Raw genomic sequence first — 25,757 nt, 5'->3', positions numbered from 1 at the left:
TTTTATAAACTGCATTTATTAATTTAGTCCTTTATTTTACTTTCTTCTATTAAGTATCCAGTCCCCTATTATATTTTTTACATATCCTCTAAATGGATACCCCCATAGAAAGTTGTACTTGCACGCATAGGCGCTTCTACGCATTAATTGACTAGGAGTATATTTACGAATGGAGGTGTCTTGATGAATAGAAATTGGGGGTCTTGTCCCGATCTTTCAGGCCGAATCATTATTCCTGGAGAGCCAGGTTACAATGAAAGCCGCCTCGTTTGGAACTACTTTGCCTCTAAAAATAAATTCCCTCATGTTATCGTCTATTGTCAAAATACGAACGATGTACAGAATGCTGTAAGATGGGCACGTTTTAACAAAGTACCTATTCGAATAAGAAGTGGCGGACATAATCACGAGGCTTTCTCAACAGGAACCGGAGTCATTGTGATTGATGTTAGCGAAATGAAACAGCTTTCTGTTGAAAAGGAAGTAGGAATTGCAACTGTTCAGGCTGGGGTAACGGGTTCTGAGCTTTACCGGAGACTATATGAGGAAGGGCTAACCCAAGTTGGGGGAACTTGTTCAGATGTTGGGATTTCTGGATTAGTCCTAAGCGGTGGGATGGGACCACTCTTACGGAGATATGGACTTACTTGCGATAGTCTGGTTAGTCTTGAAATGGTAGATGCAAATGGAACGATCATCTATGCGACGGAGCACAACGAGCACAGTGACCTATTCTGGGCCACGTGTGGAGGCGGGGGAGGAAACTTTGGCATTGTAACAGCTGTCACATTAAGGGTCTACCCTGCGACTCCCGTGACTTGGTTCAATATCGGGTGGGACTGGGATCAACCAGTTGAACAGATAATTGATACATGGCAAAGATTCTTTTCATCAGCAGATAGGAGATGGTTTTCACATCTGGATCTCTGGTCAAAAGCATTCCCAATGGAACACTTTAAAAAATACCCCTTAAAAGTAATGGGAGTATTTTGGGGTACACCTGAAGAAGCCAGACAAGAACTAAGTCCTTTACTAAACATGGGAAGTCCCGGTGATCAAACCATTGAATTAGTTGATTGGAACAGGGCCATCAAACTTTTTGAGATTTCGAATGAAATATTTGTTACGGAAAAACCTAAGTACAAGTCGTCGGGTGCATATGCCATGAAGCTTCTGACACCAGAAGCTATTTCAACTATACGACAGACGCTAGAGCATACATCATCACCGTTATTAAATGTTCTCATTTATTCCTTAGGTGGTGCATATCAAGACAAAACACCTAAAGAAACAGCATTCTTTTATCGAGGCGCTAAGTTATTTATCCAATATTATAATCAATGGGTGGAAGAGAGTAGTGCACTTGAACGGATACGGGAGCTTGAAGTTCTTCGTCAACGGATGCTTGCTTATACAACAGGTGATTATGTAGGAAATCCTGATACGAACATTCAAGATTATTTAATCGCTTACTATGGAGGCAATATAAATAGATTGATAGACGTAAAGCGAAAGTATGATCCTGAAAATGTGTTCAACTTTCAGCAAAGCATACCAACCTAACAGCTACTTGTTAGGTTGACGAAACCTGTATCAAATTTGGATAGTTTACAGAAAAGAGGGATCTTCATGGAACAAGAAAAGCGGACCTTGATTCATGGTGGTACGATTATCACGATGAATCGGAATAGGGATGTCTTATATAATCAGGATATTCTCGTTGTCGGGAAACGCATTGCTGCTATCGGTGACTTGAGAATGTATTATAATCAAGTGGACGAATTTATACATGCAGAAGGTAAGCATGTTATACCAGGGCTAATCCAGACTCATCTTCATCTTACCCAAACCCTTCAACGGAATCTCGTAGCGGACAAAACGTTAGAGCAATGGCTAGATGTAACGATGAGGTTGGAAATAGCCCATGATAGCGAATCGAATTACTGGTCGAGCATGTTAGGAATTTCTGAGTTATTGCTTAACGGTACGACAGCCATTTACGACATGGAGACAACCTATCATACGGATAGTTGTTTCTGGGCTATGGCACAGACAGGCATTCGGGGTTTTGCAGGCAAAGCGATGATCGATATGGAGCAACCAAGCGTAGATGTGCCAGCAGCTATGATTCAGCCTACTGATGTCGCTTTTGGTGAAAGTGTAGAATTGTTCAACAAGTGGGATGGAGTCGATGATGGGAGAATTCGGTACTGTTTCGCACCAAGGTATGCTCCTACTTGTACAAGGAGGCTTTTAGAGTTAACTGCTGACTTTTCCAAGCGGTATGGTGCCCATGTTCACACGCATTCAGCTGAAACTGAAGAGGAAGAACGTATCATTATTGATCGTACTGGTATGAGAGAAGTAGAATATTATGATTCCATTGGATTGATTAATCCTAGAACGATCTTAGCTCATTGTGTTCATTTAAATGATAGGGAAATTAAAATTATGGCTGAACGAGGGTGCCATGTTTCTCACTGTCCTTCAGCGAACTTATATCTCGCCTCCGGAATCGCACCAATTCCTAAGATGCTGGAAACTGGTGTCAATGTTAGTATCGGACCAGACGGATCAGACAACAATAACCTCTCCAACCTTCATGAGATGCGGCTAGCTGCGTATATTCAAAAGGGACTTCACCAGGATCCACTCATTCCACCAAGCGCAGAGCAAGCCTTCGAAATGTCAACTCTAGGTGGTGCCCGTGCACTTGGTCTGGAGGAGGAAATCGGAAGCATTGAAGTTGGAAAAAAAGCTGATATCGTTATCCTTGATTTACGAGAACCACACACTTGGCCAAATGAGCCACAAGTGAACTCAAAAGAAAACATCTATACAAGGATTGTCTATTCAGCAATAGCCTCAGATGTTGTAATGACGATGGTAGACGGACGTGTATTAATGAAAGACCGCCAATTACGTACGATGAATTTAGACGAAGTTCTCAACAAATCAAACGAATCGATCATTCGCATTTTGAACCGTACTGGGCTAAATTTGTAATAGCTCTTGTGGTGTTAGCTATCATACATGAACTCGAGTAGCTTTAACTACCTGGATACTAGCAACTACAAACCGCATTAAGTACAGTAATTGTGACTTGACTAAAAGAAGTAACAGCGACCTGGTTTGGGCGGTTACTTCTTTTGGTTTAGGTAAACGACAAAAGTTACAATTAGAGTAAAAGTAGCTATCTGGACTAAACCAAATTGCGCTACCAAACTTAATGCTCCAAATGTCGTCATCCTAATTAGAATAATCGTCCCTATTTAAAATAAACAAACACATTGGGAGTATAATTAATAGGGATTTATAATATACTTAAGTTAAGGTAACGAATAGCATTAACTACTCGTTGCCAGCAACTACGAATGATCGCATAATGAGCGGTTGACCAGAGTGCAAATGTGTAAACAAAAGAAGTAATCGCTGGCCTTAGTCGGAGCGGTTACTCCTTTTTGTTTAGGTAAACGACAATGATCAGAATTAAAGTGTCTACTACCCTTAGTTACCCAACTCGCTTCATTTGCACCTAGATCAAATGTTTGTTTGAAAAATTGTGATGCCTGCTCTCCTTATTTGCCACCTATTTTTGAGAACAAAGGTGATTTGCGTCAATATTTATTGGATAATTCATAATTTTAGAAATCATGATAAGGGGGAACTACTATTGGAGAAAATCAAAGGCTTTGCAAAAAACAAAAAGATTTGGGTTATTATTGGTGTGCTTGTGTTGGTATGTATAGCTTACAGTGTAGGTAAAAGTGAATCGAAATTTGCATTTGAGGGAACTGCTCTTACCCATAGTGAACTGTCTGAAAAATTAGATGACCTGAAATCAAACATAGGTGATAAAAAACAAGATTTAAAGGACATCGAAGTCGATGTAAAAGAAAAAGAAAGTTTACTTATGGAAAAAACCGAAGAACTAGATGAAGCCCTTTCTTTAGTCTCTAGTAGAGATGATACAAAAAATGAAATAGATGCTTTGCAGTCAGACTTGGATGCTAAGATAACAGAACTGGGCACCGTGAACGAGGATATAAAAGCGAAACAAACCGAATTAGAAAAAATAGAACGTGTCGTGGCTAAGAAAAAAGATGAACCGGTTGTATTACTATCAGGTAAGTACATTGTGGGGAATGATTTTACAGCGAGTCGTTATCAGGCTACAAACATTGGTCCTGGCTCCAATTTTGTCGTATATACTGCGAATGGTGACTTAAAAGTTAACACAATATTAGGTGATGATTTTGGTAGTGGCGATTACGTCTTTTTCGCAGAAGACGGTGATGTAATCGAAACGTCTGGAAAAGTTAAATTAATACCTGTTGAGTAGATTATTCTTGATTAAAGGAACTAGCTTATAATAAAGGAAATGAAAAGTTAATGAAACTTACTCAGTAAAGACCAGCGCCAGAATACTATTCTTGTCGCTGGTCCATTTATTAAGCTAATTCAATATCTAGTACATTACGCTCTACAATGCGAGCACTCTTTTTAGCTACAATATTGCCGCCGGATGAAGTGAATGCGTTTTGGGTGATGATTTCATCCATCGCAGCTTCCACTGCAACCGCATCAACTGGTTCAACCGGATTATCAAGTGTGTACGTTACCACTTTTCCGTCTTGGTTTTCAAATTTCAATTCTAGTTTTTTCGCCATCAGAATCCCTCCTTTCTTTTAGATTTACGTATCGTTACGCCTGACGCAATTCGGAACTGTCAGTACGTTCAATTTTGAAAAGTGAACGCTGCTGCAATGGCTCAAGTAAGATTGAGATTGCATATAACTGATCCGCTGTTGCTACCGTTTTGACATTACTGAAGCTTTTTGTTTTAAAAACTTCCTTCCCTGAGATTGGGTCAACTCCTTCGTTGAAAACTAAACGAAGCGTCGAATTCGTCATATTTGCTATAGCCATGTGCCTCACCTCCTTTCACCATTACAATCGAACGAATGGCGGGAAAGGTGGCATGAATTTAAAAATAAAAAAAACGCCACCATTTTTTAATTGGTGACGATAGTAATTATAATAGAAGGTTTTCTGCTAAAGCAGAAAACGCTGTACATCGGAAATCGCGCGGACTGAGACTACAATCGGGCGATAACATTGTGAATACGAGCGATATCACGACAGATTCGCGCGACACTACTTTCAAATCGTGCAGCGCACAGGTTATCGCACGAATTTAATTAGCAAGTGCGCGATTCCGAAGCGTTACTGCGCGACTATCCTGTTTGATGCGCGACTCCCACCAAAAAAAAGCCTACAGAGATAAACTACTATCCCCGCAGACTAAATAGTTTTACAAACAATTACCTAAAACTCACTCCAAGGTGTCGCGGTTTCCTTAACAGCCGTTTTAACCTTATTCAGATTATCCGTTCCCTTTGTTTCAAGCCACTTATAATAGGCTTCCTTGCCATCTTCAGCAAATGCGTTCACACCATCTTTCCATGTTGCTCGCCCACAAAGAACGCCACTAAACTTGGATTTAGCTTCTTTTGCAAAGTGAAGCGTATCGACGAATTGTTCATTTGTCACACCGCCACTTAGATAGATAAATGGCACACCGCTTTTTTCTGAACAGGTGCGATAATACTGAGCCGCTTCTTCCTGAGTATAAACAGGGTCATAGTTATCGTATTGGTCGTAGCCTTCAATATGAAAAACAGATACAGGTACTTCCACTTTCAATAAATCAACGCCATATTCTTTTTTAGAGAATTCCTCCATAAAGAATTCAACGATTTCCGGTTTTGCTTTAGCGAATTCTGCACTCTTACCTGAAAGACCTTCTGCACTATAGGAAACCGGCTCTAATATATACAGCATGTCATTTTGTTTACATTCATCGCCGACTCGTTTAATGAGGGCATTTTTAATTTTATTATATTTCGCGTCTTCTTTATGATCATAGTAAACGAGTAATTTAAGTGCGCTAGCTCCTTCTTTTACAAGATCCTGCACCGCATAATCGTCAACTAAATTAGGAAGCCGGCCTTTTTCAGTTGCGTCATAACCAGTTTTTTCGTATGCCATGATCAAACCAACATCTTCATTTAGTTTCTTAGCAGCGTCCCAACCGTATTCTGGATCAAGCAGTAAAGAGGAAGATTGATTTCCAAGTACCTCACTAACTCCCTCTTTAAATTTACTTAACCCTTCCTCATATGTAATAGTTTCATTCAAAGATTGGATCATCTTACCTAAAGAACCCCGTTGATCCATTGCAGTCGCAAAAATCATATTATTTTCATCCGAAATTAATTCTAATCCACGTTGCTTGCCTGGTGATAATTTCATTGCTTTATCCTCCTTTGTTTGTTTTATTAAACCTTCTCCATACTAATTTGCCTTGTACACCAATCTAAATAATCCAGATTAACATGACCGGTTTTTTCTTCCATTGCATTTAATACACCCATCGTTACGCCAAATTTAATTAGTTCCATTTCAGCCAAACCACGAGATAGCCCCGCTGCAAATCCTGCAATCACAGAATCACCAGATCCCACTGGATTAACAGCATTGACTTTAGGTGCACGAACCCGGTATATATTCGGTCCATGTTTCACAAAGGCACCTTTTGCCCCATTTGTGACAACAATCCACGGGATATCATTTAACAAGCTCATCTTCAATGCTTCAACAATCCCGGTTTCCTCATCAACTTTCTTACCAAGTAAATCTCCCAACTCATCCAGATTTGGTTTTATTAAAAAAGGTTTGCTTTTAAGCGTCTTTTTCAATAGCTCACCCTTCGTATCGAGCAAAACTGGAACACCATGAGAACTGGCAATCGTAATACATTTTTCATAAAAGTCGTCTATTAAACCCATCGGCAAGCTTCCAGAGATCGTAACGATATCTACATCACGCATCAGCTCAGAGAATCTTTCTAAGAATAATGCAGCCTCACCCTTTGTGATAACTGGTCCACTCTCTAAAATTTCCGTCTGTCTACCTTCGTGGATCACTGCAATACAGTTGCGTGTATCACCCTGTATATTCACAAAGTAATCCGTGACACTAGTAAGATTATCCCGAATAAAATCTCCCAAACTACCACCCAAGAAACCTGTAGCACTAACGTCTTCTCCTAGCTGTTGGAGGATCCTCGTAACATTCAAGCCTTTCCCCCCAGCTGTTTTAGAAATATCGCTCACACGATTAACCGTATCAAGAGAAAACCGGTCAAGCTTATAACTAATATCAACAGCGGGGTTCAATGTAACAGTTAAAATCATTTGGTTCACCTCTCCACTTGATAGTTAATTTTTCCTTCAACCGCTGTAGCTTGGACGTTCAAACCGTTATCTAAGACAACATAATCAGCCAGCTTACCAGGTTGAATGCTACCAAACTCTAAATTCCGTCCGATACTTTTTGCTGGAGAAAGAGATGCTAGATGCCAGATTTCCCTCAATGAACGACCGCTCCATGCTTGCAAATTTTTCACACCATCCATTAACCGCAATGTACTGCCAGCTAATGATCCAGTTTCAGTTCGGGCCACCCCATCTTTTAATACGACAGGGAATTCACCCAAATGATAGTTTCCATCTGGCAACAATCCAGCTCGCATACAATCCGTAATCAAAACTGTTTTATCTCCTTTTATTCTTACCACCATTGAAGCAATATCTGGATGAACATGGTGACCATCACAAATTAACTCAGCAAAAGCATCCGTGTCGGTCAACGCCGCCCCAACAACACCTGGTTCCCGGTGGTGCAATCCCGACATACCATTAAATAAATGAACAAAGTTACCTGCGCCAGCATCCAATGCATCCGTGCAGCAATCATAGCTAGCATCAGTATGTGCAATACTCGCAAGAACACCCTCATCACTAATTTTTCGAATAAAATCAATTGCTCCATTTCGTTCAGGGGCAAGGGCGATTTTTACAATTGTATTTTCAGATAGCTCCTGCCATTGTTTAAATTCGTCATAATCAGGGTTACGAAAATACCCTGGGTTTTGCGCACCCTTATGTTTTTCAGTGAAATAGGGACCTTCTAAAAAAATCCCTTCCGATTTAGCACCTGATAGGCCAGATTTAACTGCTTCAACTACTGCACGAATGGAATTATTTAAATCCGCTTCCGACGATGTCAATGTTGTAGGCAAAAATCGGGTAACACCTATTGCTGGTAATGCTTCAGAGATTCCGTGAACCGCTTCAGTCGTACCATCCATGATGTCATGGCCATTAATCCCATGAATGTGCGTATCAACTAGACCGGGCGCTATCGTGAATCCACTCCAGTCAACGATTTCTGCGCCCGATGGAACGATGTCTACAAACTCTCCGAATCTACCATTACTAATCTGTAAATATGCGCTCGTTTTCTCTTCATTTTCAAGTAAAAATCGATTTGCTTTTAGATAATACTTATTCGTAGTCATAAATCGTAACACCCTGCACGACACGATTCACTCGCCCATCTGGACTAGGGTTATCTGGTGTATTACCTAGCTGTAATGATTTTTTCAGTGCTAATGTTTGGGCAAACATAATGTATAATAATGCAAGCTGAAAATCATTACCGAGCGTTTCCTCATTGTTGGTTACGGATATTGTAAAGTCTGCAAGTTCTTCCACTTCCTGATCCTTTTTCTCCGTAAGAGCGACTACTTTCATCCCAGAATCATCATCCGCAAGTTCGCGTAAAATATCCAGGTCATATTTCCTTGTGTGCGGATCTCGCGACATGAATAAGACCGTCACAGATTTTTCATTCAAGATGGACTTCGGACCATGGCGGAATCCGAGCGATGATTCATGAATCGCAGCGACCTGCCCCGCAGAAAGCTCCAGCATTTTTAAAGCAGCTTCATGCGAAAGCTGACTGAGCAAACCAGAACCCAAATAAACAATTCGATTGAAATCAAAATTTAATACATCATCAACGGTGCCCGTCACGGTATCTCTTAATCTCGTAGCACTTTTAATTAATTGTTCTGCTTCACTACTGGTAAATTCATTTTCCGCAAACAGTGTATAGGCTGCAATAATCATACTTGTAAAACTGCTTGTCATTGCAAATCCTTGGTCATGGGCTTTTTCTGGGGTTAAAACGGTCATGCTTCGGTTGTTATCCTGCGTATTTTTAGCAAGCTGCCCACCCTGGTTACATGTAATGACCACCTGGTAAAAGTCGTTAATCATTTTTTCACCTAACGACACCGCTGCAACACTTTCAGGACTATTGCCTGATCGTGCAAATGACACCATGATCGTTGGCGCATCTGCGATTAGATATGTTGTTGGATTAGATACGATATCCGTCGTCGCGATAGCTTCAAAAAGTACATTCTTTTTATTTTGCCTGCGCAATTCTGGAACAAGTGCATCACCCGCAAACGCAGAAGTTCCCGCACCAGTAAAAATAACGCGAACCTGGCTATGTTTTTCGTAAATAGATGTAATGAATCCTTTTAATGAATCTTTTTGTTCAGCAAGTAACGAGAATAATTCCTGCCATACCTCTGGCTGTTGGTGGATTTCTTTTGCAGTATGAACCGCTTTTTTTGATACTAATTCTTCATCAGTTAAATTAAACATTTAATGTCCTCCAATTTTTTTGTAATAAACCTCTTATAGTGGTTATGTTGTCATTACCAGTTAACCTTTAAAACAACTCTACTAAACATCAAATACGTGCCTAATAGAGTTATCATGTCAGCTCAACAGTATAATCAAATTTGTCACCACGAGCGACACTAATTGTATACTCAATTACTTTCTCATTATGATAAGCATAACGCTTAATTAACATGGCCGGCTGTTCAGGCAACATATGTAAGTGGCCAGCTTCTTCTTTTCGAATCATCGTCGCAGAAAATCGTTCAATTGCTTTCGTCACATTCACTTGATATTCCTCATAAAAAACATCATACATCGGCCTCTGCTCCAGACCACTTTTGGTTAAGTGCGGAAATATCTTTTTAGGCAAATAAGACGTTTCATACATTAACGGTTCATCATCCGCAAGGCGGAGGCGAACAACCTGAAAAACCTCATCCAATGGTTCCAGATTCATTTTATCAGCCAATCGTTCATCTACAGCCATTTCCTTAAATGACATGACATTGGTTGTAGGTTTCTTTCCTATTTGCTTCATTTCTTCTGTAAAACTGTATAGCTTCACTAGATTTTGATTATAGGATTTTGGTGCTACAAATGTACCCTTACCATGCAACTTATAAATAAATCCTTCACGTTCTAATTCTTGCAACGCCTGCCTAACCGTTATCCTGCTCATATCATATATCTCACACAGTTCACGCTCGGACGGCAACTTTTCATTCTCACGATATGCCTGATTCTTTATTTTCTTAATTAAATCCTCCATCAGTTGTAAATACAACGGCACCTTACTCTTTTTATCCAATGATTGAAATGTCACCTCCAATAGTGGTTATAACCAGTTGAGTTAAGTATAAAATACAACTATTGAAAAGTAAAGAACGAAACCAGATTAGATACTGGTTTTGTCCTTTACTTTAGGGACTTTTTTAGGATCAACTTTCTGGCGCTGACGATCGACTTTTCGCTACAGTGGATCAACTTCCTAGGGCTGTCGATCGACTTTTCGCTACAGTGGATCAACTTTCTGGGGCTGTCGATCGACTTTTCGCTACAGTGGATCAACTTTCTGGCGCTGTCGATCGACTTTCCGCTGCAATGGATCAACTTCCTGGGGCTGTCGATCGACTTTCCGCTATAATGGATCAACTTTCTGGCTGACGATCGACTTTTTGCGGCTGTGGATCAACTTTCTAGGGCTGTCGATCAACTTTTCGCTACAGTGGATCAACTTTCTGAGGCTGTCGATCGACTTTCCGCTACAGTGGATCAACTTTCTGGGGCTGACGATCGACTTTCCGCTATAGTAGATCAACTTCCTGGGGCTGACGATCGACTTTTTGCTACAGTGGATCAACTTTTGGACATTGCCGATCAAGTTTAAAAAAGAGCCAGACCATTAAGATCTGACACTCTTCCGCACAACGAGTTTCGTTGATATAAAAACCTTTTTTGCTATCTTCCTGCCTTCCAGCCGCTCAATCAATGTATCAACTGCTGTTTCACCCATGAGTTCTGTATATACTTTAATTGTACTTAATGATGGATAAACATATTTTGAAATAGACATGTCATTAATACCGATAACACTCACGCGATCCGGGACAGCAACACCGGCTTCATGTAGTGCTCGTAAACTTCCAATTGCCATAACATCACTACTTGTAAAAAAGGCAGTTGGTAAATCTTCTCCCAATTCCTCTATTGCTTTTGCCATTAAATTGTACCCATCATCCACCGAAAAGGATCCAACATAAACAAAGCGCTCATCAAAGATGCCTTTTTCTTGCATGTAATTTTTAAACGTCTTTTCACGTAAATCGTCCAAAGGTTCTGTTTGGCCTTTTAAAAACTCCCGACCACCAACAAATCCAATTTCCTTATGATCCGTTGAAATAAAGTAATCAATTATTTTTTTTGTAGCTTTTTCAAAATCAATGACCACTGCATCATATTTATCTTCATTAGGGCTGTAGTCAACAAAAACTACTTCGGGGTTAATAGCGATTAATTCTTTTACCTGCTGGTCACTAAATTTCCCGACAGCAATAATCCCTTCAATTTCAGCAGCATTTATATCATCTATGTTATTAAAAAAGTAAATATCAGGATCCAATTCAAGCTGTTTACACCGTTGTTCGATTCCGAGTCTAATCGATAAATAATACAGGTCACTCAGCTCTTCTTTTTCTGTATACCAATGAACTACAGCAATTTTTTGGCCTGTATATCGTTTGCCTGGTCTTTTCCGATAGGAAAGCTCTTCCGCTGCTTCAAATACTTTTTTCTTTGTTGCATCAGCGACAGATAAGCTGGCATCATAATTAAGTACCCGTGATACAGTCGCAGGTGAAACACCAGCTTTTTGTGCTATGTCTTTGATTGTTGCCATAAAATCACCTTCTCCAAACCATCGTACTATCCCATAATTACTAGTTTCATAATATCATTTTTAACTAGTAATAGCACTATATAAAAAAAGGCAGTATTAAATAATAGCTGCCCTTATCTATTAACATAATCATTACTAAAGAATGTAGGTTTACTCTATCACCATGCTAGCACTTATTATGCAACAAGATTTGTGCCGCTACTTCTTCCGGAGCGCTACATAACCATGCTGCTTGCAAATCAAATCGAAAATTAAGTATGGAAATTATGAACTGCAACTCGACTAATTCACTAGTCTTTTATTAAAATGACGATCTACATTAATAACTTTGCCGTTATCAAGCCTTGAAGCTTCAGCAGCAAAAGCTAACAAATGACTTTCAAGTGACACAACAGCAGATGGTGTATCTGTCTCTCGATAGTTTTTGACCTCTTTCAAAAAATCTCTCACAATCGCGTCATCACCACCGCCATGGCCACCAAGCGGTTTATTGAGGTTGATAACCGTTTCATTTTGCGTTAGAAAATTGAATACGGATATGGAGTTTTCATCCATCTTTCCTCTGATTTCACCTTTAGTTCCCATAATTTGAACAATCCGTGTTTGTTCTCGTGTGAATCCACACATACTAAAAGTTGCTGTCGCACCATTTTCAAACTCCAGATTTACTACCTGATGATCGACAACATTATTATCCGATTGATAGACACATTTACCATAAGGTGTGGTGTTTAATGCGTGAATGATTCCTTCTCGAGAATCGTCAGTGGTGAATTTCTTCGCCCATCCTTTTCCTTCTCCTAAATAATATCTGCCAGCATGGAATGAACATTCATTTTCAACCGGACATCCATCCAAGCATCGTAGTGGTGCCCCTTCTGGTTTGTTCGCTTCGTTAAAGTGCATCAGTGATCCAAATGAACTTACATGTTTACATTTTTGATCCATTAAGTACATTAGGATATCCATATCATGGCAAGACTTTTGTAAAATCATCGGACTCGAATCGTCGCTATTGTTCCAATTCCCACGAACAAAGCTATGTGACATGTGCATGATTTCTACATTTTCATTTAACTGAATAGATACAATATCACCAATATCGCCGTCATCAATAATCTTTTTGATAGTATTCCAAAATGGCGTATAGCGGAGAACATGGCATATCGTTAAAAGTCTATTATGTTTCTTAGCTGTTTCAACCATTGAGATACATTCCTCAGGATCAGGCGACATCGGTTTTTCCAACAGTACATGATATCCTGCTTCAATTGCTTTTATCGTTGGTTTATAGTGCTGGCGATCTAATGTACAAATAAAAGCAACATCCGCTTCAATTTGTTCATCCAACATTTCTTCCCATGACGAAAAGCAGCGATCACTTGGAAGTTTATGCGCTTCCGCGAAAAACTTTCTTTTTTCAGAATTTAACTCAGCAACCGCTACAAATTCTAATTCATGTGGATAAGAAATGGAATAAGGAGCATATGCTTTCGCTCCTCTATCACCAGCACCTATCAGTATTGCTTTTATCATATAAAATTCTCCTTCGTGTATAACTGAAGATTTTCTTAACCTTTTTTGCCACTTAATGCTATCCCTTCAACGAAAGATTTCTGGAAGAAGATAAAAATTAGAATTAGTGGCCATGATGCTAAAAAAGTCCCTGCCATTAAAATGGGATAGTTCGTACTATATTGCCCTTGTAGCGAAGATAGTCCAGCTGACAATGGCATCTTCTCCGGAGAACTATTTACGATCAATGGCCATAAAAAATCATTCCAAGACCAAATAATCGTGAATATTGCAAGAGCAACTAATCCAGGCTTAGCAAGTGGCAACATAATCTTCCAATAGATTTGAAAATGATTACATCCATCTATTTTAGCAGCTTCTTCTAATTCGTCGGGTAACGTCATAAAAAACTGTCTCAATAAAAATGTACCGAAAGCGCTAAATAATCCTGGTAAAACTAATGCCGTTAATGTATTCAATAATCCCAAGTCTGCAATAATTTGATACTGTGGGATCAGAAATGCTTGCGGTGGAATCATTAATACTGATAAATATAATATAAAAAAGAAGTTCCTACCTGGAAACTTAATTCTAGCAAAAGCATAGGCTGCTAAAGAACATAAAAACAACTGCCCTACAGTTTTAGCAATTGTTGTTATAATGGTATTCCAATAAAATCCGAGAAATGGAAATGATTGAAATACCTCTGCATAGTTACTCCATTTAAAATCAGATGGGAAAATCTTTGGAGGTATTTGAACAGACTCTGCTAATGACTTGAGAGACGTAAGAATCATCCATAAGAATGGACTAACCATAAAAGCTGCTCCTAATATCAATGCTACATGTATCAATAACTTCCTTTGTTTACTGACTTCCATCTTCTCACCTTCTTTTTAATCATAATGTACCCATCTTTTTTGAAGCCTAAATTGAGCAATTGTTAAGACTAATATGATCATAAACAGAACAAATGCCATTGCGGCTGCAACACCCTTATCACCTAAAACAAATGCATATTGGAAGAATACGTAAATAACTGATTGTGCACTGTCAATGGCTGGATTGGTTGGACTGACCATCATAAATATATAATCAAATACTTGAAATGCTGAAATAAACGAGATAACTGCAACAAAGAATATAGTTGGTGATAATAAGGGAAGTGTTATTCTAAAAAACTGATATGTAACACTCGCACCATCTAAAGAAGCTGCTTCATAATAAGACTTAGGTATTCCCTGTAAGCCAGATAATAAAATGACCATATTGGTTCCAATTACACTCCATACACCGACAATAATAATCGCAATTAAAACCCAATCCGGATCGGTCAACCAATTTGGACCTGAAACAGAAACCCAGTTAAGCACATGGTTGATAACGCCATACTCGGAATTATAAAGCCATTTCCAAATCATCCCGATAGCTGCTGGCATAGTGACAACCGGAAGAAAAAATAGTGTTCTGTATACAGTAAGTCCTTTTATTTTCTGATTCAATAAAACAGCAACAAAAATGGAGAATGCAATACTAATTGGTACCATAGTAAATGCATAAATTAATGTATTTCTAAAAGACTTCCATATATCCGGGTCCTCTAACAAAACTTTAAAATTATCCAATCCAGTCAAGGAATAGGAACCGAAGTCCCCCCATTCGGTAAAACTATAAAAGAAAGTTTGAAAGACTGGGATAATGTAAAAGATAAGTAGACCTATTAAAGTAGGTGCAATAAATAAATATCCCCAAAACATGTCCTTTCGCTTAGCACTACTACCCAGTTTTGTGGCTTTAATTGAATTTTCCTTACGTACCATCACGACTCACCCCGCTTATGTAAGGCACAAGGGGCTAGTTTAATAGAAATGCGAGCCCACTTGTGCTAGTTGAATTTTAAGTAACTTTACTCCTCAGCCAAAACTTTTTCCACTTCTTTATCAATAATCTTACTAGCTTCCTCAACAGTTATTTGCCCTGACCATGCCTTAGCTATGTTGTCCTGGACAATAGAGGACCATTTAGAAGTATCCTTTGATACTGGATAAGGTTCTGAGACTTCAGCCATATCTAAGAAAGCTTGTAAATTGAAGTTTGGAGCTGATTCTAACCATGCCTGTTGAGTGCCTTCATATGCAGGGATTATACCTGCCTCTGCCTGTATTTTAGCTGCTTCTTCTGAACTTAGAAACTTCACAAGCTCCCAAGCGGCTTCTTTATGCTCAGAATCTGAAGCTATTACATTTCCCAAACCATGTATAACATTAGATCGTTTTTTCATTTTAGGTAGGACAGCTACATCTGCATTCTTATTTGTATATTCGTTAGACTTGAATTCAGGAATCATATAGGAAGCTTGGAACATCATAGCGACCTTTCCGGATTCGAACATACTCGTTGCATCAGTAGTTTCCATTTGTGCATGTGTTGGAGATACTTCATATTTATGAATTAAATCATGATATTTTTGTATTCCTCCTACTGTATTTGGATCATCGAAACCTGCTTCAGATTTATCTTTTGAAATAATGGATCCACCATTAGCCAAAATTGTATTAAAGTAGGTTGCTTGAGCGTCTTGAATAAACGCAGCAATTCCATATACACCATTATCCTTGTCGGTTAACTGTTTAGATGCATTAACAAGATCGTCCCAATCCCATGTTTCGTCTGGGTATGAGACCCCCGCTTCATCAAATAACTTCTTGTTATACCATAGCCCGATCGAATCGTAATCCTTAGGTAACGCATATGTTGTTTTATCATATTGGTAAAGGCCAAGAAGACCTTTAGGGTATGGTGATAAATCTAAATCATCCTCAGCAATGTTTTCGTCAATTGGTTGAATCATATCGTTCGATGCATATTTAACAAAATTAGGACCATTCATCCAAAACACATCAGGTAAATTATTACCTGTGGCAGATGCGTTTAACTTTGTAAAATACTGATCATAAGGAGTTAATTCCAGTTTCACGTTAATATTAGGATTTTCTTTATTAAACTCCTTTATTAAGTCCTTCATCATATCCTGTTGGTTTTTATCCCAATATCCATACCTTATAGTAGTTTTGCCATCTGTAGAAGCTTCCTCTTCTGATGAGCACCCAGTTACGATTACCAACATAACAACACAGAGAATAAATAAATACTTTCTAAACATACAAACACCCTCCATCCATTTTGTTCTTTATTAAATTTTATCTTTAAAAAACTATCGTACTAGGTAATTTAAATGAGATATTAACCAACACCCCCTTGATGGAGATTTGGTACAGCACTCATGTTTTTCATGCCTTTTAATCCTGCCCCAACAAGTCCTGCATTCTTATTAAAATGACTTGTTCCAATTCTTTGTAAAACACCTTGTTGTTCAGGAATTAAATAATCTTTTAATGAACTTTTCACTAGATCCAACATATATGGATGGTGATTTATCACTCCACCCCCGAAGATTATTTTATGGGGATCTAATAAACATACAATTGAATAAAGACCATGTACCAACGACTCTATCACTTCATTCATAACATCAACCGCAACAACATTGCCCTCAAGGTATTCATGAAAGAATTCATCAGAAGTAATATCCGGTTTATTTAAGGATGTTTCTGCTAGCCTTAAAATTGCTGGGCCAGAAGCCGACTTTTCCAGATTCCCAATTCCACCTAAAGAAGACTTTGACTTAACAGGGAACAAACCCAGCTCGCCAGCAAAACCCGCCCCACGTATAAATGATCCTTCATGTATAATCGAACAGGATATTCCAGTACTAACAGTTATGTACACAAATGTGTCTTGCTTCTTTATTTTAGATACTAACCATTCTGCATAAGCGGCCATATATACATCGTTGTCAATAATGATCTTTTCCAACGAAAAGTAGTCTTGCAATCGTTTTACTATAGGAAAATTGTTCCATGGCAAGTTATTTTGGTAAACCGCTATTCCGTTTTCACGGTCTACCTTTCCAGGAACACCTACCCCCATTCCCTCTATCATTGATATCTCTAGATTGGAATTTACTAAAACACTTTCAATACTATAAATTACTTGATCAAGCATCTTTTCTCTATCGTCAGGTACACTTGGAACTTCCACACGCTCAAGAATTTCTCCATGGTGGTTAATAATAACTGCAGCAATTTTTGTACCACCGACATCAACACCTAATCCATATTTCACCAAAAGTCACCTCATTATCTCTTTCTTGATAAACTAATTATGATTGCGTTTACATTAAAAATAAATAAATTTAGTAAATAAATTCATTAAAATGTTTACTAATTAATTTTATCCTATCACAGCATATTTTGTTTGTCTATTAATTTTTTGACTATTTCCATAAGTTTTTATACCATTCCTTTCCGTGCGACAAGTCCGTAACTCGGAACACTTCCTTACAACACAAAAAAGAAGCCCGATAAAAATCAAGCTCCTTCACACAATAAACTATTCTATTTAACCTATCCTTACTCGCTCTCCGGATTCCATCGATTCTACACAAGCATCAATTACACGCAAATTGTTAAGGGTGTTTTCAAAATCATTATGAAGTATATGATCCCCATTCAAAATTGCTTGGGAGATATGTTCCACTTGATCACGGTATTGATCGGTGTTTACTGTTTCCGTCCGCGTCACGCCTTGTTTTTCAACGATAATTAAGCCATCACCTCCATTTTTGTCTGGTCGGAATGCTCTCGGAATTACGATTCGTCCTTCTGTACCTACCACTTCATATTCATTACGATCTGTCAGGTTAAAACTTGAATCAAATGTTGCATGTACGCCATTTGGAAACGTTAAATAGGCATATGCATCCGTATCTACCCCATTATTTTTTACAGCATGAACCTGCACGGTTTCCGGTTCCTGTTGAAGGACATTTCTTATCGCGTGGATGGCATAACAACCGAGATCATACAGGCTCCCGCCACCATCTTGATATTTCATGCGAACATTGCTGTCCCGGTTTTTCATATAAAAGGAATGCGCGGCTCGCATATAGGAAACGTCACCAATTTCACCTGAATCAATGATTTGTTTTACACGGTCATGTTGCGGATGGAAATGATACATAAATGCTTCCATGAAAATTACTTGGTGTTCCTCACATGCCGATTTCATTTCTTCAAATTCAGCCGTATTGACCGCTGCTGGCTTTTCACAAAGAATATGCTTCCCTTTTTTGGCTGCTGCAATGACCCACTCCCTATGCAAATGATTTGGTAACGGGATATAAACAGCATCAATTTCCGGATCATCTAATAACTTTTCATAGTTTTCATGGGTTTTTTCGATGGAAAATTTATCAGCAACAGTTTTTGCCTTTTCCACCCCACTACTGCTTGCAATTGCCGTTACTACTGCATTTGATGCCCGCTGTAATGCTGGAATTAGTTGCTTTTGCGCAATTCCGGCTGTACTTAGAATTCCCCAATGTACGTTAGTCATTAATGTGCCTCCTCTATTTACTGAATTATATATAATTATACCTGAGGACCAGTGTTGGACAAAATATTTCCGTTTTTATGGTTCTCCCCTATACATAACTGCGGCTGTGGATCGACTTTCGCGGGCTGGCGATCGACTTTCTACCGCTGTCGCTCAACTCTCGCGCCCTCACGATCAACTTTCTGCCGCTGTCGATCAACTTTCGCGGGCTGGCGATCGACTTTCTACCGCTGTCGATCAACTCTCTGCCGCAGTGGCTCAACTTTCGCGCCCTGACGATCGACTTTCGCGCCCTGGCGATCAACTTTCTACCGCTGTCGCTCGACTCTCGCGTCCTCACGATCAACTTTCTACCGCTGTCGATCAACTCGCATTCCAACCAAAAAAAGGAGCTCGACAACTGTCAAGCTCCTTCCAATAAACTACGCCTCTTTTACATCCTTGGCTGATGTACGCTCTCTTAATTCTGCTTCAATTTCCTCTAGACTGCGGCCGCGTGTCTCCGGTAAGAATTTAATAACAAAGATTAACGCGCCGATTCCGATTGCGGCAAATATCAAGAATACCTGTCCAATTCCGAGTGCGCTTGACAACATTGGAAAGAATTGTGCGACTAACAAACTACCGATGGACAAGGCAAGCGCGGCAATTCCTGTTGCGGCACCACGTGCACGCATTGGGAATAACTCAGGAAGCATAACCCATAGTACTGGCCCCCACGTGAACGCGAAGAAGACAATGAATAAAGTCAGACAAGCAACAATAATCCATGCCCCGAAGTTTGAATCTAGCCCTAATGTACCTATCAGCCCGGCCAACATAATTAATGATGCGACCATTCCAATATTTCCAATGATCAACAATTTTTTACGATCAATTTTATCTATTATCATCAGTGCAAAAATCGTAACGATCACATTCACCGCGCCAATTCCTACAGTTCCAAGAATGGCAGTTGCATCACCTAACCCAGCCTCATTAAAAATGGTTGGTGCATAATAGATAATGGCGTTAATACCAATGATCTGTTGAAATAATGCAAACATACAGCCGATTATGAGTGTTGGACGTAGCCAAGAAGATGATAAGACTTTCCAAGTGCTTTCAGAAATACGATTAATTTCAATCATGTCGTGAATTTCAGTATCCACTTGTTCTGGCTTTCGTGTTAATCCGAGGACACGGCGGGCTGCCTCTTCACTTTTATGTTTAAGTAGCCATCTTGGACTTTCTGGCATGTATATAACACCGATCATTAAAATCAATGATGGAACAACAGCAAGTCCAACCATCCAGCGCCATCCTTCAATCCCTGCGAAAGCATAGTTCACTAGATAAGAAGAAAGAATACCAATCGTAATCATTAATTGGTTTAACGAACCAAGCGATCCACGTGATTCTGTGGGCGCCATTTCTGCTAAGTAAACAGGTACAATCGCGGTAGAGCCCCCGACTGCTAAACCAATGATTAAACGGCCAATTAAAAGTGTCGCTAAATTAGGAGCTAGCGCTAATATAAGTGACCCAATTACAAATACGATTGCGATAATAAATACTAATTTACGCCGGCCAAATTTATCCGAAAGTGGCCCACTGAAACCGGCTCCAAAAATTGCCCCTACTAACATCGAACTAACGACCAATCCTTCCGTAAAGCTGGTTAAAGGAATATCATCTTTAATAAACAACAATGCTCCTGAAATTACGCCCATGTCATAGCCGTACAGGAGTCCTCCTAATGCTCCAAAGAAAAAAATCATCTTTTTATTAATTTTTTTACCTTTCATATCGTTCAACCTTTCTTCTTTTAAAATAAATGGAAAGAATGCGTTTACAAAGTTGTTGAAAATTAGTAAACTAGACTTAATTAATTAAATTAATTATCTAATTTTAATGGTAACACATTTGTGATTGCAATAAAATAATAAATTTTACTCAGGAGGTAACAATGACTAAAACACCAAATTTATTACAGGAGTTCCAAAACATCTTCCATACAGAACATAGGCCACTTATCTTTTTCGCCCCAGGCCGAATCAATCTCATTGGCGAACACACTGATTATAACGGCGGTCATGTCTTCCCCGCTTCGATATCTTTTGGAACATATGCAGTCGGAAGAAAGCGCACCGATCAAAAGTTACGTTTTTACTCGATGAATTTTCAAGAAACTGGAATCATCGAATGTGATCTAGCCGACCTTTCCTATAATGAGGCTCAAAGTTGGGCAAACTACCCGAAAGGAATGATTACTTACATTCTGGAGTCAGGCCATGCTATTGAATCGGGTGCAGACATTTTATTTTACGGCAACATACCAAACGGTGCTGGCCTCTCCTCTTCTGCTTCCATCGAAATGGCAACTGGGGTACTATTGGAAGGACTGTTTCATTTAAAAATTGATCGTATCAAGATGATAAAACTTGGTCAGCAGGTAGAGAACGAATACATTGGTGTAAACAGTGGAATTATGGATCAATTTTCGATAGGCATGGGAAAGAAAGACCATGCGATTCTATTAAACTGCCAAACATTGGAGCATGAATATGCACCGATCGTGTTAAAGAATCATGTCATTATGATTATTAATACGAATAAGCAGCGAACATTAGCTGGCTCCAAATACAATGAGCGACGCAAACAATGTGAGCAAGCACTTGCTGATTTGCAGACAGAGCTCCCGATTACGAGTCTTGGAGAATTATCAAAAGAACAATTTGGCCAGCATAAACATTTAATTAAAGATGAAATTAATGTGAAGCGAGCAAAGCATGCTGTCTATGAGAATGTTCGAACACTGGAAGCACTTGAGAAACTGCGTCAGGATAATTTGATAGGTTTTGGAAAATTAATGAATGAATCGCACCAGTCACTTCGGCATGATTATGAGGTTACAGGCGTTGAACTTGATACGATTGTTCAAGCAGCCTGGGATCAGGATGGTGTAATGGGTGCGCGTATGACTGGAGCTGGATTTGGCGGATGCGCGATTGCAATTGTTGAGCGTGATCAGGTAGAACCTTTCAAGAAAAATGTGAACACAATCTATCGGGAGGCAATCGGCTATGATGCAACATTTTATACTGCAATGATTGGCGATGGCGCGAAAGAAATTATGGAAGGAGTGCTATAAATGAGCATATTAGTTTTAGGTGGAGCAGGTTATATTGGCTCCCATGCAGTTTACCAGTTAATTGATCGAGGCGAAGAAGTGGTAGTTGTTGATAATTTGGAGACCGGTCACAGGGACGCGGTCCATCCTGATGTTACATTTTACCAGGGGGATATTCGTACCATTGATTTCATGCGTGAGGTGTTTAAAAGAGAATCGATTGAGGCAGTCGTTCATTTTGCAGCAAATTCGCTTGTTGGTGAGTCAATGGAAGATCCACTTAAATACTTTGATAATAATGTATACGGCACACAGGTTTTGCTGAAAGCGATGGTCGAAAACAATGTGACAAACATCGTCTTCTCTTCAACAGCGGCAACGTATGGTGAACCTGAATCTGTACCGATTACCGAGACAATGCCAACAAATCCAACCAGCACATACGGGGAAACAAAGCTGACAATGGAAAAACTAATGAAATGGACCGAGCAGGCACACGGAATCAAGTATGTTTCCTTGCGTTATTTCAATGTAGCCGGTGCTAGGGAATCTGCCGAAATTGGTGAGGACCATCGTCCAGAAACGCATCTTGTTCCGATTATTTTACAGGCAGCAATTGGACAGCGTTCGCACATTTCCGTTTTCGGTGAAGATTATGACACGGCTGACGGCACGTGTATCCGTGACTATGTTCATGTGGAAGATCTTATTAAAGCACATCTTCTAGCATTGGATTATTTAAAAAATAGCGGGACGAGCGACGTTTTCAACCTTGGAAGCAATCAAGGCTTTTCCGTTAAAGAAATGATTGAAACAGCACGAACCGTTACGGGAAAAGAAATCCCTGTGGAATCTGGCGAAAGGCGCGCTGGTGATCCTGGTGTTTTAATTGCTAGCTCTGAAAAAGCTAAGCGGGTATTGGGCTGGGAGCCATCACGAACTTCCATTACAACGATCATGCAGGATGCCTGGAATTGGCACACTACTCGTCCAAATGGCTATGGAGAAGGAGTCGATGACCGATGATTTTTCAGCATGTTTCAGGACTGATTGAAAAGGCAATTGACGTCGAGCTAATTGAACCCGGGGATACAATCTATGCGAGAAACAGAGTCATCGATCTCCTTCAGTTAGAATCTTTTCCTGAGAAGGTTGATGCGGCAACAGATGATTCTATACCCAATTTACTCGAAAAAGTAATTGCTTATGCGGTTGAGAATAACATAATTGAGAATGTCTTTGATGATAAAGAAATCCTTGCAGCAGATATTATGAATTGCTTTGTGGAACGCCCTTCTGCAGTGAATGCTGTTTTTAATGAAAAATATGCGGATTCACCTGAAGCTGCGACTGATTACTTTTATAATTTAAGCAAAAACAGTAATTACATCCAAACCAATCGAATTAGCAGGAACATCCATTTTAAGGCTAATAGCAAATATGGCGAACTCGACATTACGATTAACTTATCCAAACCGGAAAAAGACCCCGAGCAAATTAAACGGGAACGTGAAATGAAACAAAAAGTAGACTATCCTAAATGTCTTTTATGTGTAGAAAATGAAGGGTATGCGGGCAGAACGGGTTATCCAGCGCGTGCCAATCACCGCGTCATTCGTGTTCCATTGCTCGAAGAAAACTGGTATCTGCAATATTCACCATACGTTTACTATAACGAACACAGTATTTTACTTGCAGAAGAACATCGCAACATGAAGATTGATAAACAGGCATTTGAACGATTGCTTACGTTTACCGAAAAATTCCCGCATTATTTTATTGGCTCCAATGCAGATTTACCAATTGTTGGTGGGTCCATTTTAAGTCATGACCATTACCAGGCAGGTCGCTATGAATTTGCGATGACGAATGCTAGTGATGCCGTTTCATTTGAATTGAATGGATATGCGGGTATTTCTGCCTCGATTTTGAAATGGCCATTATCAGTAATTCGACTTAAGAGTGCTGATAAGGATGTGTTACTTGAGTCAGCTGACCATATTTTACAAACGTGGAAAGGTTATTCGGATGAGCTTGCGGATGTAAAAGCATTTTCAGGTGATACGCCACACAATACAGTAACGCCAATTGCTAGAATACGAGATGGTGCTTATGAGCTTGACCTTGTGTTACGCAATAATCGTACATCCGACGTACATCCGCTAGGTATTTTTCATCCACATGCTGATGTCCATCACATAAAAAAGGAAAATATCGGATTAATTGAAGTTATGGGACTCGCTGTTTTACCAGCAAGATTGAAAGGTGAACTTGGCGAAATCCAGAAGTTTTTGCTTGGTGAATCGAGTGATGTAGCTGCTTACCACCAGGAATGGGCAGCAGAACTGATGAAGGAATATGGTTTATTATCAGATGGTGCAGAGGCTGAGGTTGTGTTACAAAAAGAATTAGGCAAGAAGTTTGCGAGAGTACTTGAGGATGCCGGAGTCTTCAAGGAGAAAATGGCATTTGAACGATTTATTGATGCATTAAACAAATAGGTGGCGATGATCATGAACATGGAAACTAACGCTATTTTGGATAAATGGCAGGAATATACACTGGTAAACAATCGCGGGATGTCTGTAAGTGTGCTCGATTACGGTGGAATTATTACGAAGATTATGGTACCAGATCATGATGGCAAAGTGGAAAATGTCGTCCTGGGGTATAAAAACTATGCTGATTATGAGATAAATCCAACCTTTTTCGGGGCATTAATTGGACGGGTTGCAGGAAGAATTCAAGGTGCTTCGTTTGAACTCGATAGGCAGACGTATTCCCTTGAAGCAAATGATGGAGATAACCATCTTCATGGAAGTTTTCATCACGTTATTTGGCAGGTTGATCCTTTTCAAACTCCAGATTCTATTGGGTTAAAGCTCACCCATTTTAGTGCGGACGGTGATGGCGGATATCCAGGTAATGTGGATATTGCCGTTACCTATACACTGAATAATAATAATGAGTTTATGATTGATTACGATGCGACTACAGATCAGACTACACCTATAGCTCTAACGAATCATTCTTATTTTAATTTAAGTGGGGATTTAAAGAATACCGTCCATAACCATCACGTTACCATGGATAGTGCGAAGTATGTTGAGCTTGATGAACAGCTTATTCCGACTGGTCAACTAGCAGATGTTTTTGATACATCTTTTGACTTTCGTGATGGCCGTGTTCTTTCTGATGGCTTTAAAAACGACTCCGGGCAGCATGGGATTGCCGGTAATGGCTATGATCATTATTTTGTTTTTGACAGTGAAGGACATGTCGTTGTTAAAGATGGGGATTCGGGTAGAATGCTAACAATTGAAACGGATCAACCAGGAATGGTGATGTATACAGGAAACGGTTTACATACAGATCTGGAATTACGTGAAAGTGATTCAAGGAAATATCTTGGTGTTTGTTTCGAAACACAAGGTTCTCCAGCTTCCCTGCATCATGATGGTTTTCCAGGCGTAATTTTAGAAGCTAACTCGGAATATAAAAAACGTACGAAGTTTTCTTTTGAAGTGGAATAATGTCGATATTTCCCGGGAAATGATGAAATTAGCCTCCTATTAAAAAGAACTGAACAGCGCTGTTCAGTTCTTTTTTAAGAGCAACGAAAGTATAAAATTTTGGCGATTATCTGTCTAGCTCCAGCGCCTAGACACTCGAG

At 39.5% G+C, this 25,757-nt stretch carries 25 protein-coding genes; 9 read left to right on the top strand and 16 right to left on the bottom strand.

The features are described from left to right. Positions 1-183: 183 nt before the first annotated feature. Entirely contained in the window at positions 184-1,563 is a 1,380-nt protein-coding gene (locus AC3G7N_RS00125; protein ID WP_489420101.1) for an FAD-binding oxidoreductase, read from the top strand. Positions 1,564-1,629: 66 nt separating this feature from the next. Then, positions 1,630-3,006 (top strand): amidohydrolase family protein, encoded by a 1,377-nt coding sequence (locus AC3G7N_RS00120; RefSeq protein ID WP_489420100.1) that lies wholly within the window; start codon positions 1,630-1,632, stop codon positions 3,004-3,006. Between the two features lie 134 nt (positions 3,007-3,140). Here the strand turns inward: AC3G7N_RS00120 and AC3G7N_RS00115 are convergent, their stop codons facing one another. Beyond that, the gene (locus AC3G7N_RS00115) at positions 3,141-3,248 is read right to left on the bottom strand and encodes a putative holin-like toxin (protein WP_489420099.1); all 108 of its coding nucleotides are present in this window, start codon (positions 3,246-3,248) and stop codon (positions 3,141-3,143) included. A 425-nt stretch (positions 3,249-3,673) separates the two neighbouring features. Between AC3G7N_RS00115 and AC3G7N_RS00110 the strand changes: the two genes are divergently transcribed. Next, entirely contained in the window at positions 3,674-4,342 is a 669-nt protein-coding gene (locus AC3G7N_RS00110) for a hypothetical protein (RefSeq protein ID WP_489420098.1), read from the top strand. Between the two features lie 109 nt (positions 4,343-4,451). Here AC3G7N_RS00110 and AC3G7N_RS00105 read toward each other — a convergent pair whose 3' ends face one another. The 7 genes from AC3G7N_RS00105 to AC3G7N_RS00075 all read right to left on the bottom strand — a co-directional run bounded on the left by AC3G7N_RS00105 (position 4,452) and on the right by AC3G7N_RS00075 (position 10,413). Beyond that, complete coding sequence (locus AC3G7N_RS00105; RefSeq protein WP_489420097.1) at positions 4,452-4,670, bottom strand: DUF2922 domain-containing protein; 219 nt, start codon at positions 4,668-4,670, stop codon at positions 4,452-4,454. A 34-nt stretch (positions 4,671-4,704) separates the two neighbouring features. Beyond that, positions 4,705-4,929 carry a DUF1659 domain-containing protein gene (locus tag AC3G7N_RS00100; RefSeq protein WP_489420096.1) on the bottom strand — a complete coding sequence of 75 codons (225 nt, stop codon included), beginning with the start codon at positions 4,927-4,929 and terminating at the stop codon, positions 4,705-4,707. A gap of 399 nt (positions 4,930-5,328) precedes the next feature. After that, on the bottom strand, positions 5,329-6,315 hold the full coding sequence (locus tag AC3G7N_RS00095; RefSeq protein ID WP_489420095.1) for a tagatose 1,6-diphosphate aldolase: 987 nt from the start codon (positions 6,313-6,315) through the stop codon (positions 5,329-5,331). Positions 6,316-6,341: 26 nt separating this feature from the next. Continuing rightward, positions 6,342-7,259, bottom strand: coding sequence for a hexose kinase (locus tag AC3G7N_RS00090; RefSeq protein ID WP_489420094.1), 918 nt, complete (start codon positions 7,257-7,259; stop codon positions 6,342-6,344). Positions 7,260-7,264: 5 nt separating this feature from the next. Continuing rightward, on the bottom strand, positions 7,265-8,425 hold the full coding sequence (gene nagA, locus AC3G7N_RS00085; protein WP_489420093.1) for an N-acetylglucosamine-6-phosphate deacetylase: 1,161 nt from the start codon (positions 8,423-8,425) through the stop codon (positions 7,265-7,267). Then, the gene (locus AC3G7N_RS00080) at positions 8,412-9,584 is read right to left on the bottom strand and encodes an SIS domain-containing protein (RefSeq protein ID WP_489420092.1); all 1,173 of its coding nucleotides are present in this window, start codon (positions 9,582-9,584) and stop codon (positions 8,412-8,414) included. The genes nagA and AC3G7N_RS00080 overlap by 14 nt, the downstream gene beginning before the upstream one ends. Positions 9,585-9,696: 112 nt before the next feature. Next, positions 9,697-10,413 (bottom strand): GntR family transcriptional regulator, encoded by a 717-nt coding sequence (locus AC3G7N_RS00075; RefSeq protein ID WP_489420091.1) that lies wholly within the window; start codon positions 10,411-10,413, stop codon positions 9,697-9,699. A gap of 167 nt (positions 10,414-10,580) precedes the next feature. Here AC3G7N_RS00075 and AC3G7N_RS00070 point away from each other — a divergent pair, with 167 nt between their 5' ends. Beyond that, entirely contained in the window at positions 10,581-10,769 is a 189-nt protein-coding gene (locus tag AC3G7N_RS00070) for a hypothetical protein (protein WP_489420090.1), read from the top strand. A gap of 19 nt (positions 10,770-10,788) precedes the next feature. Beyond that, on the top strand, positions 10,789-10,992 hold the full coding sequence (locus tag AC3G7N_RS00065; protein WP_489420089.1) for a hypothetical protein: 204 nt from the start codon (positions 10,789-10,791) through the stop codon (positions 10,990-10,992). 15 nt (positions 10,993-11,007) lie between these two features. Here AC3G7N_RS00065 and AC3G7N_RS00060 read toward each other — a convergent pair whose 3' ends face one another. The 8 genes from AC3G7N_RS00060 to glcP form a co-directional block, all read right to left on the bottom strand. After that, positions 11,008-12,000: a LacI family DNA-binding transcriptional regulator gene (locus tag AC3G7N_RS00060; protein WP_489420088.1), complete on the bottom strand. Its 993-nt coding sequence runs from the start codon at positions 11,998-12,000 to the stop codon at positions 11,008-11,010. Positions 12,001-12,282: 282 nt separating this feature from the next. After that, a complete protein-coding gene (locus AC3G7N_RS00055; RefSeq protein ID WP_489420087.1) occupies positions 12,283-13,536 on the bottom strand; it encodes a Gfo/Idh/MocA family protein in 1,254 nt (417 codons plus the stop codon). A 35-nt stretch (positions 13,537-13,571) separates the two neighbouring features. Beyond that, positions 13,572-14,396 carry a carbohydrate ABC transporter permease gene (locus tag AC3G7N_RS00050; RefSeq protein ID WP_489420086.1) on the bottom strand — a complete coding sequence of 275 codons (825 nt, stop codon included), beginning with the start codon at positions 14,394-14,396 and terminating at the stop codon, positions 13,572-13,574. A gap of 15 nt (positions 14,397-14,411) precedes the next feature. Next, positions 14,412-15,335 (bottom strand): carbohydrate ABC transporter permease, encoded by a 924-nt coding sequence (locus AC3G7N_RS00045; protein WP_489420085.1) that lies wholly within the window; start codon positions 15,333-15,335, stop codon positions 14,412-14,414. Between the two features lie 86 nt (positions 15,336-15,421). Then, positions 15,422-16,678 (bottom strand): ABC transporter substrate-binding protein, encoded by a 1,257-nt coding sequence (locus AC3G7N_RS00040; RefSeq protein ID WP_489420084.1) that lies wholly within the window; start codon positions 16,676-16,678, stop codon positions 15,422-15,424. Between the two features lie 80 nt (positions 16,679-16,758). Then, positions 16,759-17,700: an ROK family protein gene (locus tag AC3G7N_RS00035; protein WP_489420083.1), complete on the bottom strand. Its 942-nt coding sequence runs from the start codon at positions 17,698-17,700 to the stop codon at positions 16,759-16,761. A gap of 276 nt (positions 17,701-17,976) precedes the next feature. Beyond that, positions 17,977-18,972, bottom strand: a complete 996-nt coding sequence (locus AC3G7N_RS00030; protein WP_489420082.1) for a Gfo/Idh/MocA family protein — start codon at positions 18,970-18,972, stop codon at positions 17,977-17,979. A gap of 422 nt (positions 18,973-19,394) precedes the next feature. Beyond that, positions 19,395-20,759, bottom strand: a complete 1,365-nt coding sequence (gene glcP / locus AC3G7N_RS00025; RefSeq protein WP_489420081.1) for a glucose transporter GlcP — start codon at positions 20,757-20,759, stop codon at positions 19,395-19,397. Positions 20,760-20,920: 161 nt separating this feature from the next. On the opposite strand from glcP, the gene AC3G7N_RS00020 reads away from it, so the two are divergent. From AC3G7N_RS00020 to AC3G7N_RS00005, 4 genes are read left to right on the top strand one after another with little or no spacing between them, the layout of a single operon-like run. Continuing rightward, positions 20,921-22,105, top strand: a complete 1,185-nt coding sequence (locus AC3G7N_RS00020; RefSeq protein ID WP_489420080.1) for a galactokinase — start codon at positions 20,921-20,923, stop codon at positions 22,103-22,105. Next, the gene (gene galE, locus AC3G7N_RS00015; protein ID WP_489420079.1) at positions 22,106-23,110 is read left to right on the top strand and encodes a UDP-glucose 4-epimerase GalE; all 1,005 of its coding nucleotides are present in this window, start codon (positions 22,106-22,108) and stop codon (positions 23,108-23,110) included. After that, complete coding sequence (galT, locus tag AC3G7N_RS00010; RefSeq protein WP_489420078.1) at positions 23,107-24,585, top strand: UDP-glucose--hexose-1-phosphate uridylyltransferase; 1,479 nt, start codon at positions 23,107-23,109, stop codon at positions 24,583-24,585. Before galE ends, galT begins: the two co-directional genes overlap by 4 nt. 12 nt (positions 24,586-24,597) lie before the next feature. After that, entirely contained in the window at positions 24,598-25,617 is a 1,020-nt protein-coding gene (locus tag AC3G7N_RS00005) for an aldose epimerase family protein (RefSeq protein WP_489420077.1), read from the top strand. The last annotated feature ends 140 nt before the right edge of the window (positions 25,618-25,757 follow it).

The organism is Virgibacillus carmonensis (genome assembly GCF_057836705.1).
Note: the sequence above shows the minus strand (reverse complement) of the source record. Positions and strands in the feature narration are given on the sequence as shown.